Source organism: Mesorhizobium sp. M1328 (assembly GCF_040318075.1).
In the GTDB taxonomy this organism is placed as follows: domain Bacteria; phylum Pseudomonadota; class Alphaproteobacteria; order Rhizobiales; family Rhizobiaceae; genus Mesorhizobium.
Window position 1 is genome coordinate 582,816 of the sequence record NZ_JAMYLO010000002.1, and the last position, 15,361, is coordinate 598,176.

The following is a 15,361-nucleotide window of genomic DNA, read 5'->3' on the forward strand; positions in this document are numbered from 1 at the left end:
CGTACAGGCCGTCAGCGAACCCGGTAGAATGGATTTGGCAGCAGGAACAGCTTCTCGGCATGCCCGCCGAACAGATCGGACGGCTGGTCACCGACATTGGCAATTATCGTGTAGCCGGCCTTTTCGATTTCGGCCCTTATGGGTGCCTTGAAATCTGCGGCGGAACCATATTTGGCCCCAGGCTGGACCATGTAAAGTTGCTCATAGCCGGCATAGCCGGCCGACTGCAGGTTCTATTCGGTTGCCTGACGCTGGTCCTCCGGACGTCCGGTGATGAAGAACACCGCGACTTTCGCCGTTCGTGCCTGCCGGAAGACCTCCAGCACCGGGTCGATGGCCGGATCCTTCGCAAGCTGGTCCCAGGCGGCCCAGCCACAGGGACCGTCGATTGCGATGTCGCAGGCGCCGCCGATCGGGCGGCCGAAATTGTCACGTGTGATCACTTCCCAGTTGGCCAAAGCCGTCTCGTCGATATCGAGCACCAGTGCGGGGCGAGGCACCTCCGTCGCGCGCTTTACGACCCAGTCGCCGGCCTGCTTCGCTACTGCGGCAAGGTCGCGATCATAGTCGCCGGAATCATGATAATTGGCAGCCGCCAGCATCGCATCGCCGACATTGGCTGGCTGGGACGGGCTTGTGAGAAGGAGTGAGTCGGAACGTGCCGGCACAGGAACATTTGTGCCGATCATCAGCACGATTGCCCGGGCACGCGCAATTCTATTCCAACCAATTGCCCGCATCACGAGACTTTGCGGTCACGAGAAGTCGGCTGTCAAGCGAGGTCTTCCACAGGTAGTGGGTCAGTTTGAAATCTGTCTCGCCTGAACGTGTCTTAATAGCCAGACGACATATCGTTCCATATCAAGCCTGCGAGCGGTTCCAAGTACTCTTGCCCAGGTATCCTGAGGACTGGCGCCAGACGCGATCATGGCCGGTGCGTTGTGAAATGAGTCAGCGAGCATCCGTGCTTTGGATAGATCATCGGTCGCGCGAATTTCGACGAGAACGATGCCAAGCGCCATCAGAACATTTTCGTTCGTGATGGGTTTAGGATCAATCAATTGAGACGCCTTTCTTCTGGTACGGTCCGCGCACTATTGGCTTCTCGGCTTCATTGGCTCCGATTAGCGCAACGATATCGCCGATCTCCCAAAGCTTGCCAGTCACGCCAGCGGCCATCGCCGGCGTCATGCGCAGTGAAGCATGAATGCGGACAAAGTTGTAATACATGAAGTGGAGGGCGACCGCGTTGGCGTGAGCCTACAGGTCCTCGAAACTGCGACGCTGACTTGGACATTCCAGATGCCGAATGTCTCTATGGGTTGCTGCAAGCTACACGATTTCCGCCGTTGCGGTCTTTGCCTCCGACAGGTGACGCACCGCCGAAACCGCCGGCGGAAGTGCGTCACCCGAAGTCATAGCCACCACGGCCTTTGCCGTACGCTACGCCGCCTGAACGATCTCGACCAGCTCGACGTCGAACACCAGATCCCGTCCCGCCAATGGATGATTGCCGTCGAGCTTGACGCTGGTGTCGTCCACGCCGACGACTGTTACCGGCATCGGGCGCCCCTCTGGGGTTCTGACCTGTAATCGACTGCCGATATCGACGTTGATGTTGTCTGGTACGCGGGCGCGGTCGACGGTCATGACCGCTTCGGGGCGGTGGGGGCCATAGGCGGCGTCGGCGGGAATGGTGACGGTGCTTTTCGCGCCCACCTCCATGCCCTCGACATGGGTTTCGAGACCGGCGATCACTTGTCCTTCACCCAGCGTGAATTGCAGCGGTTCGTTGCCGGAAGAATCGAACTGAGTGCCGTCGGCCAGGCGGCCATTGTAATTGATGCGCACGGTGTCGCCATTCTTGGCCTGTGTCATGATAGCCATCCTTTGAAAGTTTCGAGGGGCCGGCCAAAGCTCACGGTCCCGTCCTCGATCATCCACGCACTCGGGTGCGCGGCGCGAAACGCTAAAACTAGGGACCTGGCTGCCGATGTAAACCCCGATTGAGCGACGCCGGCATGACCCGCCGGCGTTCGTCGCCTCGGCAGCAGTGCACCGGACTAGCGGTCGCGGTATGCAAATGGCGGCTAGATCAGGTTATGGCCGCCATCGATGCGCATTGTCTCGCCGGTCGTGAAGTCGCTTTCCATGAGGTAGACGTAGGCGGCGGCCACGTCCGCGGCGGTCGGAATTTTTCTCGACGGCAAACGGGCAGCCATGTCGGCAAAGAAGCCGGATTTGGCTTCTCCAACGATGTCCCACATAGGTGTATCGACCCATCCGGGAGACACGACATTGACGCGCGTCGGCGCCAGTTCGAGCGCCAGGGCGCGGGCGAAGTAGCTGAATGAACCGGCAATCGCGGCGACGACCGAGCCTCCCGGCACCGGCGGCCGATCCTTGTTTATTCCCGAGGTGAAGGTCATGGAGCCACCGGCCTTCAGGGTGTGCACAGCATGCTTGGAGAGCATGACGGCGGCAATCAGCTTGTTATCGACGAAGCCTCGCACAGCCTCCATGTCGGTACTGCCGATGGGATCGCCGGGCGGCAGTGTTCCGGCGGTCGATACGAGATGATCGAAGGGACCGACCTCTTCGAAAAGGCGGGCGACGTCTGCTTCGTCGGTCATGTCGGCGACCACGCTTGTCACGCGATTACCTGCATTGAGCGTCCGTTCGGCAGCCTGCAGTTTCTCGGGCGACCGGCCGACGATCACGACCTTCGCTCCGCCGTTGAGAGCAGCTTCCGCGACGCCGAGACCGATGCCGGAGCTGCCGCCGACGACGATGACTTTCTTGTCCACGAGCGATGTCATGGGGGTTCTCCATTCGTTGCGATTGCGGTGGGAGAGTCAGGCCTTGCCGGCGTAGGCGGCTTCGAGCTCGGCGATGATGATCTTGCGCATCCCATACATCGCCTGCCGGACGCGGTTGGCCTTTTCGCGATCCGGATCGGCACTGAGCCGCGGCAGGATTTCCGGGATGACCTGCCAGTAGACGCCGTATCTGTCGGTGAGCCAGCCGCAGGGTTGTGCCCTGCCGCCGCCGGCGGTGAGCGCCTCATAGTAGTAGTCGGTCTCGGCCTGGTCCTTGGTCTCGATGTAGAGCGAGAGCCGCTCGTTGAAGGGCGGCTGCGGCCCGGCATTGAGCGCAGTAAGGTGCAGACCCTCGAGCTCGAAATCGAAGGTGGCATGCGGGACCGTCTTGTTGGTTCCGGACACCCAGTCGGTGTATTCGACGGTCTGGAGCGCTTTGCTGTTCTTGAAGACCGAGAGATAGAAATCGCGGGCTTGCTCCGCATCGGTGTTGAACCAGAGGAATGGGTGGATGGTGGCCATGTCCGTTCTCCATTAATTCCTTGCGCAGCGATCTTCGGCGAAGAGCCTGTCCGCTGTTGCTTTCGTTCAGGCTAGCGGTAGTCCGACGGCCGATAGACCGAGCCGTCCCAGTCGCGGGCGAACCCGAGGTCTTCGAGCCGGCGGGTCGAGAAGCGTGCAATCTGCCGCTCGGTCCAGCGCCGGCTGCTCGAGGCGAGGATGCGGCCGGCCATGCCGGTCAGGACGTCGACGATGGGTTCAACTCGTTTGGCGGTCATGGTGCTCTCCCAGAGTGGCGGCAGTTTTGGTTTCAGCAGTTGCCCCGCGATCTTCGTCAGCGAGAGTATCAGTCACACAAACTTGCTTTTTTCAGCAGCGGTGAATGACTGATTACGTGAGCAAACATGCCGCCTCCCGGCCTGGACGACAAACGACTTATCGGCGACTATGTGTGAGCGTTGCTCACACATAGGGATCGATCCATGCCCCGGAAGCTGCCTCCTCTCACCACCTTGCCGAGCTTCGAGGCCGCGGCGCGCCTGTTGAGTTTCTCCAAGGCGGCAGAGGAGCTTCATGTCACCCACGGCGCCATCAGCCGGGCGATCAAGAATCTTGAGGATCAGCTCGGTGTGCAACTGTTCGAGCGCGGCACGCGCTCGGTGAGCCTGACAGCCGTTGGCGAGCCCTATGCGCGGGCGGTGCGCGAGGTGCTCGCCCAGTTGGCCACCGCCACCGCTGCCGCAACAACTCGCTATTCGAGCTCGACATTGAACGTCAGTACCTCCGATGGCTTCGCGGGGAGATGGCTGGTGCCGCGCCTCTACCGCTTTCACCGAGCGCATGGCGACGTCGATGTGCGGGTTTCGACGAGCGGGAAACTAACCAACTTCCTTGGCGACGGCATCGACGTCGCCGTCCGTTATGGCAGCGGAAACTATCCGGGGCTCACGTCAGAGTTCCTCACCGGCGAGGAGGTGTTTCCGGTGTGCAGCCCAAAGCTTCTTGAGGGCGCATACCCGCTCCGTACGCCTCAGGACCTCAGACATCACACGCTGATCCGTGACAGCTTTCCAATCGACTGGGCGACCTGGCTGGCAAGCGCCGGGGTCGAGGGCGTGGACCCGCAGAGCGGGATTACCTTCGACTCTGCCACCTTTGCCATGGAGTCGGCCGCACAAGGCGAGGGGGTGGTGCTCGGCCGGACCATGCTCGTTGCGGCCGACCTCGCCGCCGGGCGACTTGTCCGCCCCTTCAGCCACGCCCTGAAATCCCCCTCCAGCTTCTATCTCGTCTACCCGCCAGAGGCGATCCGTCAGCGCAAAGTCAAGGCTTTCCGGGATTGGCTGCTTTCAGAAGTCGCGCCGCAACTGGACTGACGGGAAGGCCGAGAGAACAGGATCGTCTACAGATCAAATCGAGCGGTTACTATCGGCTCGCCCGAACTGCGGTGATGATCCAGGCACGCGAGTCAAAAAGCACACCGTCCGCGGTCAAGTGCGCGTCGAGCAGATCGCGCAACCGCCGCAGCGCCGCGTCGACATCCACATCCGCGCGGGCGAGCGGATCCTTCACCAGTTGCAGGCCAAGCAAAGCGTCATAGGCCGCATCGACGTCCTGGCCGTAGAAGACCGGCTGATGGACTTCGGCAAAGTCGACCGAAACAAAACCGGATGCACGCAAGATCTCCGCGGTGATGGCGGGGTCGCCAAGCGAAAACGGGGTGGCGGCGCCCGCCGAAATGGTTGTCCCCGGCGCAATTGCCCGCTGAATGGCAGTCGCCCACTCGTTGCGGTCCCGGCACTGCCATACCATCCATACAACACGTGCCCCTGGTCGCATCGCCCGGCCGATATTGGCGAACGCCGCCGCCGGATCGGCAAAGAACATCACGCCAAACCGACTGATGCACAGATCGAAGCCGGCAGGCGGAAACACCAGCAATTGCGCATCGCCGCGCTCAAAGGCGACGTTTCGCAATCCCTCTTCCGCACTACGCCTCCGGGCGATCTCGAGCATCTCCGCCGATACGTCCACGCCAAGCACGCTGCCTTCCACCGCGACGCGGGCAGCATCGCGAGAGGATTGTCCCGAACCGCATCCGATATCGAGCACGCGATCGCGCGTTCCCGCCTTGACCGCAGCCCTGAAGACCTCGTTGTGCCGTCGCAGTTCGGCGTCGTAAACTCAGCGCAGTTCAACACCATCGCACGCCTGCCTGGACATGATGGGCACGGCGGCATTCCCAGCCGCTCCGCTCTGATCTTATCGATGACCTCCTCATCAGGGGTGATGCACCGACTTCCGCTTCGGGTCACCCAGCACTATCAGCCGCGCCGCGCCGCCTCGATGGCTGCAACGTCGATTTTCTTCATCTCCATCATCGCTTCGAATGCGCGCTTTGCTTCATCGCCGCCGGCGGCCATCGCTTCGGTCAGCACGCGCGGCGTGATTTGCCAGGAGATGCCCCATTTGTCCTTGCACCAGCCGCACGCACTCTCCTGGCCGCCATTGCCGACGATGGCGTTCCAGTAGCGGTCGGTCTCCTGCTGATCGTCGGTGGCGATCTGGAAGGAGAAGGCTTCGTTGTGTTTGAACGCGGGCCCGCCATTAAGGCCGAGACAGGGGATGCCGGCGACCATGAACTCGACCGTCAGCACGTCGCCCGCCTTGCCGGACGGGTAGTCGCTGGGAGCGCGGTGGACGGATTTCACCGAGCTGTCGGGAAAAGTCTCGGCATAGAAGCGGGCCGCAGCCTCGGCGTCCTTGTCGTACCAAAGGCAGATCGTGTTCTTGGCGATTGTCATTGCTGGTCCCTTTGCTTTCGAAATCAATCTGGGCTTTTGATGCCATTCCGGGTTTTGCAGCCAATTCGGCCATTTTCCTGCCCTCGGGGCGTTTCGCAGCCGGCGTCGGCGTTGCACCACGAACAGGAATGCGCTCGCACCATCCGACGTTCCGACCGCGGCAGCTGCACGGAATCAAGGTACCACGGCTGGTGCTTTCAGGACCAGATGTGGGCAGTGACTCGAACAGGCGAGGTCCGCCGGGTCCTGACCGGCGGCCTCACTTTTTGTGTAGGGCAGCTCCACTTTGCTCAAGGTCGCGCTGGCTTTCCGTTGGCGCGCCGTTGCCTCAGAAGGCGCATGAGCAAGTTCCGTCTGTCCTTGCGCGGGACGAGTTCGATGTCGCTGACAAGTTTTGCGCCGCCCTTGTGCCGCTCCAATGTGATCTTGCGGCTATGGAAGGCTTCCAGCTCGGCGCGATGCGCTACGCTTATGATGGTGACCTTCGGCAATTCGCGAATGATCATCTCCATCATCTTGTCCTGGCTCTTCTCATCGAGTGCCGACGTTGCCTCATCCAGCACGATGATATCGGGGCGGTGCAGCAGAAGACGCGCGAAGGCGAGCCGCTGCTTTTCGCCACCCGACAAGGTCTGGTCCCATGGCGCGTCCTCCTCGATCCTATCGTTGAGGTAGTCGAGTCCCACCTTGTCGAGGGCAGCCTTGATCTTATTCAGCGTCCAGTTGTCGGCGGCGCCTGGATAGGCGACTGCGCGGCGAAGCGTCCCGGTGGGGATGTACGGCCGTTGCGGCAACATGAACAACCGCCTGTCGGCGCGGATGTTGACGCTGCCGCTACCCCACGGCCACAGACCTGCGACGGCCCGCACCAGCGTACTCTTGCCCGAGCCGGATTCGCCGGCCACGAGCACCCGTTCGCCTGGTTGGATCACGACCTCGGTTTCCTTGACCACGGCGGTGCCGTCGTCGAGCGACACGGAGAGATTGTTCAGGCTGAGCATCGCATCGCCTTCGGTTTCGCCCCGCTTTATGCGTCCCAGCGTGTTGCTCTGCTCCGCCCGCTCGAGCCCGTCGAGCGACATCATCAGCGAGGCGATGCGTCGTGCACAGGCGTTCCAGTCTGCGAGACGGGGATAGTTGTCGACCAGCCATCCGAATGCGCCCTGCACGATGGCAAACGCCGAGGCAGCCTGCATGACCTGTCCAAGTGTCATGCTGCCTTCGAGGAACTTTGGAGCGCAAAGCAAGACCGGCACGACAGGCGCAAACAGGCTCGACCCCTGCGACACCAGCGCCGTGCGCATGTGCTGGCCTGCAAGGAGCGCCCATTGCCTGAGCACATGGGCGAATGTCTTGTCCATGCCGCTGCGCTCCTCCTCCTCGCCGCCGAGCAATGCGATGCTCTCGCCGTTTTCCCGCACGCGCGTCAGCGTGTAGCGGAACTCGGCTTCCGCCTGATTTTTTTCCTCGGAGAGGTGGACGAAATGGCGGCCAATGACCGCCATCGAGGTGGACGTGATCGCGGCATAGAGCACTGCGGTGATGACCAGGAAGCCGGGAATGGTGACGGTCGAACCTTCAATCGTCAGGGTCAGGGCGCCGCCGATCGTCCAGAGCACCACGATGAAGGTCGAGGCCGACAGAAATGCGACGATGACACCGGCGATGAAATCGACGGGCGATTCGGTGGCAATCCGCAAATCCTCGGCGATGCGGGCTTCGGGGTTGCTGTGGTCGCCGGCGACGAGGTTCAGCTGATAGTAGCGGCCGCTTGCGAGCCAACGTGCGATGACCGCAGTGGTGAGCCAGGAACGCCAGCGGCGCTGTATCCTCATGCGAAAGAAGACTTGTGCCACCACGAGGCTGGCGCTTCCGAGCACGAGTGGCACGAAAACGGCGCTCAGCCAATATACGGTGTGGGCATCGCGTTGCTCAATGGCGTCGAAAATTGCGCGATTCCAGACATTGATCCCATACTGGAAGCCGACATTGGTGACGATCAGGACCAACAGCCCGATCGTCAACGGCCAAGCGACCCTGTCGCCACTGCTGCCCCAATAGCCGCGCGCGCTGATCCAGAAGCGCTTCAGCAGATATCTCTTGCGCGCCTGCTCGGCCTCTTCAGGTGTCAACTCCGGATCGGGTTCGATGAAATCCGGCGGCGGCGAGGGCTCGCCGACGACCTCGGACGCGACTTCGACGGTCGATTGCTTCTCATGGCGCGACTTCTTGACATCGCGCGATTGGGCGCCGTCAACCGATTTCGGCTTGAATTGAGCCTCGGGCATCCGGCGATAACGGCTTAAAAATCAGAAGGTTTCATAGCGTCCGCTCGAGATGCCGGATGCCGACAACGCCTAGCCTTCTCAGCTGTTCCGGTGCTCGCAGCAGCCTAGGTCGTTCTCGAGGACAGCCTTTGATCGTTGCGGGGCAGACGTGCCGGCGAGCTTGCACTCTTGCCAGCCATTCCGTGCATCAGATTGCGCAACCAGTCTTCACTCGGCCGCTGCGCGCCCCGCAGCCAAGGCACCGATCACGGCATCGGAGTCCGCCGTCCAGCCGAAGAGAAGCTCGATGGTGAGCAGCGACGCTTCATGATTGCTGCGCGGCGCGTCGGCGGCGATCAGCTCTGTCGTGCAATCCCGGAGCACGATGCAGCGGTAATCGCGGAACGCTGCGTCGCGGACCGTCGACTCGACGCATACGCTGGTCGTTGCCCCGGTAAATATCAGCGTGTCGATCCGCCGCGCGCGCAACGTCGAGTCGAGCGGGGTTTCGAAGAATGCGCTGAAGCGGTGCTTGGAGATCACCGCGTCCCCGGGTTGCGGGGAGAGTTCCGCAACAATTGCCGTATTCCAGGTGTCGCGCACGAGGATGCGGCTTTCGCTGCCGTCAGGGGCGGTAACGACTTGCCCGGCGTTGAAGCGCTTGTGCTTGATACGGTGCGGGGCATCTTCGTTGCCGGCATCGGAGAGGTCGGCATTGTGCTGCTGCTTCGTGTAGACGATGAACAATCCCGCGTTGCGAGCCGCTTCGAGCACCCGTGAAATGGGCTGGATGAGACGTGCTATAGGAGCAACGTCGAGGCCGGCGAGGTCGAACATACCACCCCGGCTGCCGAAATCGTGCTGCATGTCGATGACGACAACAGCCGTTCGAGCGGGCTCGAAGCTCACCGTCTCAGGCCTCGCGGCGATGGAATGTTGCGTTCCCATGTACAGACCCCCGAAATCGCATATGCACGCTGACGGTTGCTTCAGGGGCAACAATATCATGATTGCCGGCCGCCGTATCGGCCCCGCGTCACCCCCGAGTCTGCAACAAAGCATCACCCTGCTGCGGTCTCGACAATTCGCTTCAGGCTCTCAGGCTTTGTCCGCATGCCGCGTTCGAAGAGGCTGGACGCAAGCGGCGCGAGAAGTGCCATCCGCCCGAGTCAACAGGATCGAGGAGAAGAGATCATCTCGATTGCGATTGCGAGCATCTGCTGCTCAGCAGGACCGTGCCAGCCCCGAATTCCGGAACAAGGGTGCGATTTTGCCGTTGAGCCAGAAACTGGAAGCGACCGCATGTCCGAATTGCCGAATGAAGAGATCGAAGGGCGGCTGAACGCCCAGCGCGAGACTTTGGCGCTGGTCGTCGCGCTGCTTGCCAGCAAGGATACGGCGCCCGAGCGAATATGGGCCGAACTGGAGGCCCGTTTTCAGTTTCAGAACAGTCAGGAGGACCCTGGCGTCCTGCCAAGCAGCGCATTCGCCATCGAGGCTGCGAAGATGCGGGAATTCAAGCTGATCGCGGAAGAGGCGCGGGCGCGCAATGCGGAATGGAACAGCAGGGACGAGCCACAGGGCGCCAGCTGAAACCCCGGCGAGTGGATGCAGGACCGGCTATTTTACGGTGACTGAGCAAGCGTCAGCTCTGCTGCAAAAATGCACGCGCCAACTCTTGCCATTCCTCGTCAAGCGTTAAGGTCGACGGCGCGGCGTTGCTGCGGCGATACCAATATTCCGCATTCGACTGGTCGCCTTCCTTGCGATGGAGATAGGCATGAACGTGCATGCCCACCGTATCGTCGCGCTGCTGCGCGCACTCGTGCGCCTTAGCCCAATCGCCCTTTGCATCCCACCACAGCGCCTGCAGGGCAGGGCTCAAGCCGGCTGGCGGCTGTGGTTTTGCAATCGAATCCCTGAAGGCTTGCAGATCCATTTTTCCACCATAGCGACGGTACTGGGCGCCGATAATAACCGCGCCGGCAGCCGACCGCTAGCGTGCATCGGGCGGGGCGACTGGAACGGGTGTCAGGAGTGCTGAGAGCGGACGTCCGATAACCGCACAGCCAGACGCTTGATTCGATGACGTGCATGAAATAGTGCGCACCACGACACCATGATGCCTGAGACAGCGAGGATGAGTAGCGAGCCGATGACAGCCCCCGACAACCCGCGCCAATTCTACCACGGCACCCGGGCCGACCTTAAACCGGGAGACCTGATCGAAGCCGGCTACAGCTCCAATTACGGCGCGAGAAAGCAGGCAGCCTGGGTCTATCTGACCGGCACTCTGGATGCGGCAATCTGGGGTGCAGAGCTGGCCGCTGGTGACGGACGGGAAAGGATCTATATCGTGGAGCCAACCGGCCCGATCATGGACGACCCCAATCTTACGGACAAGAAATTTCCCGGCAATCCGACGCAGTCCTATCGCTGCCGCGAGCCGCTCAGGATCACGGGCGAGGTCACCGAGTGGCAGGGCCACTCCCCCGAGCGGCTGAAGGAGATGAAGGACCATCTCGAACGGCTGAAGGCGCAAGGCATCGAGGCAATCGATTGATCGCTAAATCCTGCGATTGCCAAGCTTGGCTCTGACCTACGGTCGGCGGCAGTCGCCGCGAAATACGGCTCCACGTCCGCAATGGGTCCGCGAGTTGTCGTTCCTTGCAGGTTGGAGAGCGGATGCTCCTTTTCATCTCGTCGCGAACGTGATGATCTCCGGGCTCGAAGGGCCAAGTGGGCTGCCGTCAAAGCCGCCGAATTGCTGTTCGATCCGTAGCCCCGCGTTCCCCAGCAGGCTCGATAAGGCGTCCATGTCGAGGAATCGCAAGGTGCTGCGACTAACTTGCGGAAGGCTCGGATGCTTTCCGCCGAACCTGTGGGTGAATGTCACCGTCTGTCCGTCGAACGGCATGATCACCTCTGTTGTGATCTGCACCAGAGACCCGTCAGGTAGCTCAACGACGACCGCATTTTCGGGTGTCCAGCGTTCCCACGCCCGCACCGAAGGGTTCCGCGTTTCGAACGCAAAGCATCCGCCTGGCACAAGGGCCTGTTGCGCAGCCGCCATGAAATCCCCCAGGTCTTCGTCGCTGACAAGGGCCTGGAATGCGTGCCCCGTCATCACAATGAGATCAAACTCGGCTGTCCAGCCCGCCGATTGGAGATCGCCGAGGACCCATTCGATATCCGTGCGCGTTCGTGCGCGATTCAACACGCCGGGTGCTGGGTCGATGCCGCAGAGCCGCCCTGAATGTCCGGCCAGGCGTGCCTCGTGAAGGAGGGTGCCCGTTCCACATCCGACATCAAGCACCGCGTCTGCTGTTAGAATGCGGGGCAGGTAGAAATCATAGTCGTCGCGCGCAGATCTCGGGTGCCAGGCATCGTAGACGGCAGCGAGATATGGGTCGGCGAAAAGGTGATCGACCATAGGCGGTATTCCCAATCAACTTTGACTGTGCGAGCGGTGTCGCCGCGAGCATATAGCCCACAAGTCGCGCCGCTTCTTACCGCACGACCTCGCGGTGGCGGCCGGGCAGGCGGGTGGCGATGAGCTTGTCGATGCGGCGGCCGTCGAGATCGACCACCTCGAAGCGCCAGCCTTGCGCGTCTACACATTCGCCGGTCGCCGGCAGATGGTGCAAATGCGACAGCACATAGCCGGCGACGGTTTCGTAGTCGCGGTTCTCGGGCAGGTCGATGCCGAGGACCTCCGCCATCTCGTCGGCCTGCATGTAGCCGGCGAGCAGCCATGAGCCGTCCTCGCGCTTGACGGCGTTTTCCTCGTCGCCGGCATCGAGGTCCGAGCGGAAGACGCCGGTGATCGCTTCCAGAATGTCGGCCGGGGTGACGATGCCTTCGAAATGGCCGTATTCGTCATGCACCAGCGCCATCGGCACGTCGGATTCCTTCAGCGTCGCAAGCACGTCCAGCGCGTCGGCCTGGTCATGCACGATTGGCGCGGCGCGTACGTGCCGGCGCGGGTCGAGGGCGCGGCCGCCGAGCATTGCGGCCAGCACGTCGCGGGTCTGGACGACGCCGATCATGGCGTCGACGCCGCCGTCGCCGGCCGGCAGGCGCGAATGCTGGGTGTCCATCAGCAGCTTCCTGATGGCGGCCTCGTCGGCTTGCAGATTGATCCAGTCGACCTCGGTGCGCGGCGTCATCACCGCGCGCACGGCACGGTCGCCGAGCCGCATGACGCCGGCGATCATGCGGCGTTCGTCGGATTCGATGGTGCCGTGGTGCTCGGCTTCGGCGACCAGCATCTTGATCTCCTCGTCGGTGACCTTGTCCTCGCTCTGGCCGTGCTGGCCAAGCAGCCACAGGAGGGCGCGGCCGGAAAAGTCGAGCAGGAAGACCAGCGGCGCCGAGACGCTGGCGAGGATGGTCATTGCCGGAGCGACCCTGACGGCGACCCGTTCGGGATCGCGCAAGGCGATCTGCTTGGGCACCAGTTCGCCGATGATCAGCGAGCCATATGTTATGATGGCGACGACGATGCCGACGCCGAGCGGGTCGGCGAGGCTTTCGCGGACGCCGGCCGACGCCAGGAAGGTGGCCAGCCGCTCGCCGAGCGTGGCGCCGGAAAAGGCGCCGGACAGGACGCCGACCAAAGTGATGCCGATCTGCACCGACGACAGGAATTTTCCCGGATTGGCGCCTAGCGCCAGAGCCCGGCCGGCGCCCTTGATGTTGCGGTCGATCATCGTCTTGAGGCGCGCCGGGCGCGACGAGACGATGGCGAGCTCGGACATCGACAGAAGGCCGTTCACGCAGATGAGGACGACCACGATGGCAATTTCAGCATAAAGCATGCCGGGTCCATAGCATTGCCGCGCGGTTTTCGAAAATAGAACGGTCGCGCTTTTTAAATTTAGCGAGCCGGGCAATCAGGCGGCACCTCATGCGGCATCCCAGGGCGGCGCGGAAAAATGCTCGATCAGGGCGTCGACGACGACGCGCACCTTTGGCGCGAGGTTGCGTGTTACCGGCCAGATGGCATGCACCACCGTGTTTTCGACAAGACAGTCCGACAGAACCATTTCGAGCTTGCCGCGCCTGATGCTGTCGGCCGTCAGCCATGTCGGCAGATAGACGATGCCGCAGCCGGCCAGTACCGCATCGAGCATCGGTTCGCCGTGGCCGAGCACCAGCCGCGCCTTGGGTGCGAATTTTTCGAGGCGGCCGTTGACATGCCTGACGGTCCACGGATGGACCGTGCCGTCGCGGCCATAGCCGATGAGGCTGTGCCTGGCCAGGTCCTCGATCGAGTGCGGCCTGCCATGGGCGTCGAGATAGGCGGGGGCGGCGACGATGGCCGAACGCTGGGCATAGATGCGGCGCGCGGCGAGCGACAAGCTGTCGTCCAGGTCGCCCATGCGCACCGCCAGGTCGATGCCTTCCTCGATCAGGTCGACGCGCCGGTCGTTGAACGAGATTTCCATCGTCAGATCCGGGAATTTTTTGGAAATGCCGAACAGCAGCGGGGCGACGCACCGGCGGCCGAAAGCCAAAGGCAGGTCGACGCGCAGCCGGCCGGAAGGCACCTGCTTGCGCGATGCCAACAGCGACTGGGCGGCTTCGATCTCGGCCAATGCCCTGACGCAGGCTTCGTAATAGCTCAGGCCCTCGCTGGTCGGGCTGAGGCTGCGGGTGGTGCGGTTGAGCAGGCGAACGCCCAACCGCTGTTCCAGCTGTGCGATCGACTTGCCGACCGCCGATTTCGTGACATGCAGCCGTGCGCCGGCGCCGGTGAAGCTGCCGGCCTCCACCGTATGAACGAATGCGACGATGCCTTGCAAATTGGCCGATTCCAATGAAGCGCTCCTATTATAGAGTTTTGCTCCTTAATCTGTTGCAGAACATGCCACATGGAAGCACTTTTCTCCATAGTGAAACGGCGTAAATGTCTCGCGCAACCATCAACCACGGAGCGCGAACCAAATGAGCACCGAAAACAGATCCTGGCAGATGAACGGTTTCGGCCTGTCCAGGCTGAAGCCGGCTGAGGGAAAGCTGCCCCAACCCGGGCCGCATGATCTGCTGGTACGCGTCACAGCGATATCGCTGAATTACAAGGACAGGATGATCGTCGATGGCGTGCTGATACCGGACCTCAGCTTTCCGTTCGTGCCGACATCGGACGCGGTGGGCGAGGTGGTGGCCATCGGCGGCAAAGTCAGCCGCTTCGGCATCGGGCAGCGCGTGCTCGGCCAGGTGATCGCCGACTGGCCGGACGGCGACGCGCCGCCCGTGCTGCACAAGCATACGCTGGGTTCGTCACTGCCCGGGACGTTGTCCGAGCATGTGCTTTTTCATGAGGATGCCGCCGTGGCGGCGCCGCCGTCGCTCAGCGACGTCGAGGCATCGACGCTGCCGATCGCGGCGCTGACGGCGTGGTTCGCGCTGGTCGAGGCGGCCAAGCCGATCCCGGGCGAAACCGTACTCATCCAGGGCACCGGCGGCGTGTCGCTGTTTGCGCTGCAATTTGCCGCCGCCTTCGGCCTGCGCGCCATTGTCACCTCGAGCAGCGACGAGAAGCTGGAGCGGGCGAAGGCGCTCGGCGCCTGGAAGGGGATCAATTATCGCAGCCAGCCGGCATGGGACGAGGCGGCGCGCGAACTGACAAACGGGGCCGGCGTCAGGCATGTGCTGGAAATGGTCGGCGGCGACAATGCGCGGCGCTCGCTCAATGCGCTGGGCGCCGACGGCAGGCTGTCGCTCATCGGCCTTCTCGGCAGCATGGAGCTCAGTTTTCCGATCATTCCGTTCCTGCGCAACCGGATCGTCGTACAAGGCATATCGATCGGCCACCGCCGCGCTTTCGAGCGAATGAACCAGGCGATCGAGACGCTGGCGATCAAGCCGGTGATCGACAAGGTGTTTGGCTTCGACGACGTGCCGCAGGCATTTGAGCGTCTGGAGACGGGACCGTATGGCAAGATCGTGATCACCGTGCCCTGAC

The 15,361-nt window shown here is 62.3% G+C and carries 17 protein-coding genes and 2 pseudogenes; 4 read left to right on the plus strand and 15 right to left on the minus strand.

What is annotated here, in order from left to right:
* Positions 1 to 11: 11 nt before the first annotated feature.
* From NKH23_RS07445 to NKH23_RS07475, 7 genes and pseudogenes are all read right to left on the minus strand, one after another.
* Positions 12 to 740 (minus strand): annotated as a pseudogene (locus NKH23_RS07445) (HAD family acid phosphatase).
* Positions 741 to 800: 60 nt separating this feature from the next.
* Entirely contained in the window at positions 801 to 1,061 is a 261-nt protein-coding gene (locus NKH23_RS07450) for a hypothetical protein (protein ID WP_352978460.1), read from the minus strand.
* A pseudogene (locus tag NKH23_RS07455) lies at positions 1,054 to 1,257 on the minus strand (IS1 family transposase); the annotation flags it as partial. The pseudogene NKH23_RS07455 and the gene NKH23_RS07450, both read right to left, overlap by 8 nt.
* 186 nt (positions 1,258 to 1,443) lie before the next feature.
* Positions 1,444 to 1,878, minus strand: coding sequence for an FKBP-type peptidyl-prolyl cis-trans isomerase (locus tag NKH23_RS07460; RefSeq protein ID WP_292658115.1), 435 nt, complete (start codon positions 1,876 to 1,878; stop codon positions 1,444 to 1,446).
* Positions 1,879 to 2,090: 212 nt separating this feature from the next.
* On the minus strand, positions 2,091 to 2,819 hold the full coding sequence (locus NKH23_RS07465; RefSeq protein WP_352978462.1) for an SDR family oxidoreductase: 729 nt from the start codon (positions 2,817 to 2,819) through the stop codon (positions 2,091 to 2,093).
* A 36-nt stretch (positions 2,820 to 2,855) separates the two neighbouring features.
* A complete protein-coding gene (locus tag NKH23_RS07470; RefSeq protein WP_352978464.1) occupies positions 2,856 to 3,341 on the minus strand; it encodes a VOC family protein in 486 nt (161 codons plus the stop codon).
* 71 nt (positions 3,342 to 3,412) lie between these two features.
* Positions 3,413 to 3,598 carry a DUF1127 domain-containing protein gene (locus NKH23_RS07475; RefSeq protein ID WP_352978466.1) on the minus strand — a complete coding sequence of 62 codons (186 nt, stop codon included), beginning with the start codon at positions 3,596 to 3,598 and terminating at the stop codon, positions 3,413 to 3,415.
* A gap of 204 nt (positions 3,599 to 3,802) precedes the next feature.
* On the opposite strand from NKH23_RS07475, the gene NKH23_RS07480 reads away from it, so the two are divergent.
* Entirely contained in the window at positions 3,803 to 4,696 is an 894-nt protein-coding gene (locus NKH23_RS07480; RefSeq protein WP_352978467.1) for a transcriptional regulator GcvA, read from the plus strand.
* A 49-nt stretch (positions 4,697 to 4,745) separates the two neighbouring features.
* On the opposite strand, the gene NKH23_RS07485 is transcribed toward NKH23_RS07480, so the two are convergent.
* The 4 genes from NKH23_RS07485 to NKH23_RS07500 all read right to left on the minus strand — a co-directional run bounded on the left by NKH23_RS07485 (position 4,746) and on the right by NKH23_RS07500 (position 9,339).
* On the minus strand, positions 4,746 to 5,489 hold the full coding sequence (locus tag NKH23_RS07485; protein ID WP_353034541.1) for a class I SAM-dependent methyltransferase: 744 nt from the start codon (positions 5,487 to 5,489) through the stop codon (positions 4,746 to 4,748).
* Positions 5,490 to 5,644: 155 nt separating this feature from the next.
* Complete coding sequence (locus tag NKH23_RS07490) at positions 5,645 to 6,118, minus strand: VOC family protein (protein ID WP_352978530.1); 474 nt, start codon at positions 6,116 to 6,118, stop codon at positions 5,645 to 5,647.
* Positions 6,119 to 6,414: 296 nt separating this feature from the next.
* Positions 6,415 to 8,412 (minus strand): ABC transporter ATP-binding protein/permease, encoded by a 1,998-nt coding sequence (locus NKH23_RS07495; RefSeq protein WP_353034402.1) that lies wholly within the window; start codon positions 8,410 to 8,412, stop codon positions 6,415 to 6,417.
* 207 nt (positions 8,413 to 8,619) lie between these two features.
* Complete coding sequence (locus tag NKH23_RS07500) at positions 8,620 to 9,339, minus strand: cysteine hydrolase family protein (protein ID WP_352978469.1); 720 nt, start codon at positions 9,337 to 9,339, stop codon at positions 8,620 to 8,622.
* Between the two features lie 354 nt (positions 9,340 to 9,693).
* Between NKH23_RS07500 and NKH23_RS07505 the strand changes: the two genes are divergently transcribed.
* Positions 9,694 to 9,984 carry a hypothetical protein gene (locus NKH23_RS07505; RefSeq protein WP_352912498.1) on the plus strand — a complete coding sequence of 97 codons (291 nt, stop codon included), beginning with the start codon at positions 9,694 to 9,696 and terminating at the stop codon, positions 9,982 to 9,984.
* 52 nt (positions 9,985 to 10,036) lie between these two features.
* On the opposite strand, the gene NKH23_RS07510 is transcribed toward NKH23_RS07505, so the two are convergent.
* A complete protein-coding gene (locus NKH23_RS07510) occupies positions 10,037 to 10,330 on the minus strand; it encodes a hypothetical protein (protein WP_352912497.1) in 294 nt (97 codons plus the stop codon).
* Positions 10,331 to 10,546: 216 nt separating this feature from the next.
* On the opposite strand from NKH23_RS07510, the gene arr reads away from it, so the two are divergent.
* On the plus strand, positions 10,547 to 10,954 hold the full coding sequence (gene arr, locus NKH23_RS07515; RefSeq protein WP_502912327.1) for an NAD(+)--rifampin ADP-ribosyltransferase: 408 nt from the start codon (positions 10,547 to 10,549) through the stop codon (positions 10,952 to 10,954).
* Between the two features lie 132 nt (positions 10,955 to 11,086).
* On the opposite strand, the gene NKH23_RS07520 is transcribed toward arr, so the two are convergent.
* The 3 genes from NKH23_RS07520 to NKH23_RS07530 form a co-directional block, all read right to left on the minus strand.
* Positions 11,087 to 11,824 carry a class I SAM-dependent DNA methyltransferase gene (locus NKH23_RS07520; RefSeq protein WP_352468471.1) on the minus strand — a complete coding sequence of 246 codons (738 nt, stop codon included), beginning with the start codon at positions 11,822 to 11,824 and terminating at the stop codon, positions 11,087 to 11,089.
* A 76-nt stretch (positions 11,825 to 11,900) separates the two neighbouring features.
* On the minus strand, positions 11,901 to 13,211 hold the full coding sequence (locus NKH23_RS07525) for a hemolysin family protein (protein WP_352912495.1): 1,311 nt from the start codon (positions 13,209 to 13,211) through the stop codon (positions 11,901 to 11,903).
* 87 nt (positions 13,212 to 13,298) lie between these two features.
* A complete protein-coding gene (locus tag NKH23_RS07530) occupies positions 13,299 to 14,213 on the minus strand; it encodes a LysR family transcriptional regulator (RefSeq protein ID WP_352912494.1) in 915 nt (304 codons plus the stop codon).
* A 127-nt stretch (positions 14,214 to 14,340) separates the two neighbouring features.
* On the opposite strand from NKH23_RS07530, the gene NKH23_RS07535 reads away from it, so the two are divergent.
* The gene (locus NKH23_RS07535) at positions 14,341 to 15,360 is read left to right on the plus strand and encodes a zinc-dependent alcohol dehydrogenase family protein (RefSeq protein ID WP_353034405.1); all 1,020 of its coding nucleotides are present in this window, start codon (positions 14,341 to 14,343) and stop codon (positions 15,358 to 15,360) included.
* The last annotated feature ends 1 nt before the right edge of the window (position 15,361 follow it).

Bases quoted from the DNA above. Each gene is read 5' to 3' on its own strand.
- NKH23_RS07460 (WP_292658115.1), bottom strand. From the start codon at position 1,878: ATGACACAGGCCAAGAATGGCGACACCGTGCGCATCAATTACAATGGC.
- NKH23_RS07465 (WP_352978462.1), bottom strand. From the start codon at position 2,819: ATGACATCGCTCGTGGACAAGAAAGTCATCGTCGTCGGCGGCAGCTCC.
- NKH23_RS07470 (WP_352978464.1), bottom strand. From the start codon at position 3,341: ATGGCCACCATCCACCCATTCCTCTGGTTCAACACCGATGCGGAGCAA.
- NKH23_RS07475 (WP_352978466.1), bottom strand. From the start codon at position 3,598: ATGACCGCCAAACGAGTTGAACCCATCGTCGACGTCCTGACCGGCATG.
- NKH23_RS07480 (WP_352978467.1), top strand. From the start codon at position 3,803: ATGCCCCGGAAGCTGCCTCCTCTCACCACCTTGCCGAGCTTCGAGGCC.
- NKH23_RS07495 (WP_353034402.1), bottom strand. From the start codon at position 8,412: ATGCCCGAGGCTCAATTCAAGCCGAAATCGGTTGACGGCGCCCAATCG.
- NKH23_RS07500 (WP_352978469.1), bottom strand. From the start codon at position 9,339: ATGGGAACGCAACATTCCATCGCCGCGAGGCCTGAGACGGTGAGCTTC.
- NKH23_RS07505 (WP_352912498.1), top strand. From the start codon at position 9,694: ATGTCCGAATTGCCGAATGAAGAGATCGAAGGGCGGCTGAACGCCCAG.
- NKH23_RS07510 (WP_352912497.1), bottom strand. From the start codon at position 10,330: ATGGATCTGCAAGCCTTCAGGGATTCGATTGCAAAACCACAGCCGCCA.
- arr (WP_502912327.1), top strand. From the start codon at position 10,547: ATGACAGCCCCCGACAACCCGCGCCAATTCTACCACGGCACCCGGGCC.
- NKH23_RS07520 (WP_352468471.1), bottom strand. From the start codon at position 11,824: ATGGTCGATCACCTTTTCGCCGACCCATATCTCGCTGCCGTCTACGAT.
- NKH23_RS07525 (WP_352912495.1), bottom strand. From the start codon at position 13,211: ATGCTTTATGCTGAAATTGCCATCGTGGTCGTCCTCATCTGCGTGAAC.
- NKH23_RS07535 (WP_353034405.1), top strand. From the start codon at position 14,341: ATGAGCACCGAAAACAGATCCTGGCAGATGAACGGTTTCGGCCTGTCC.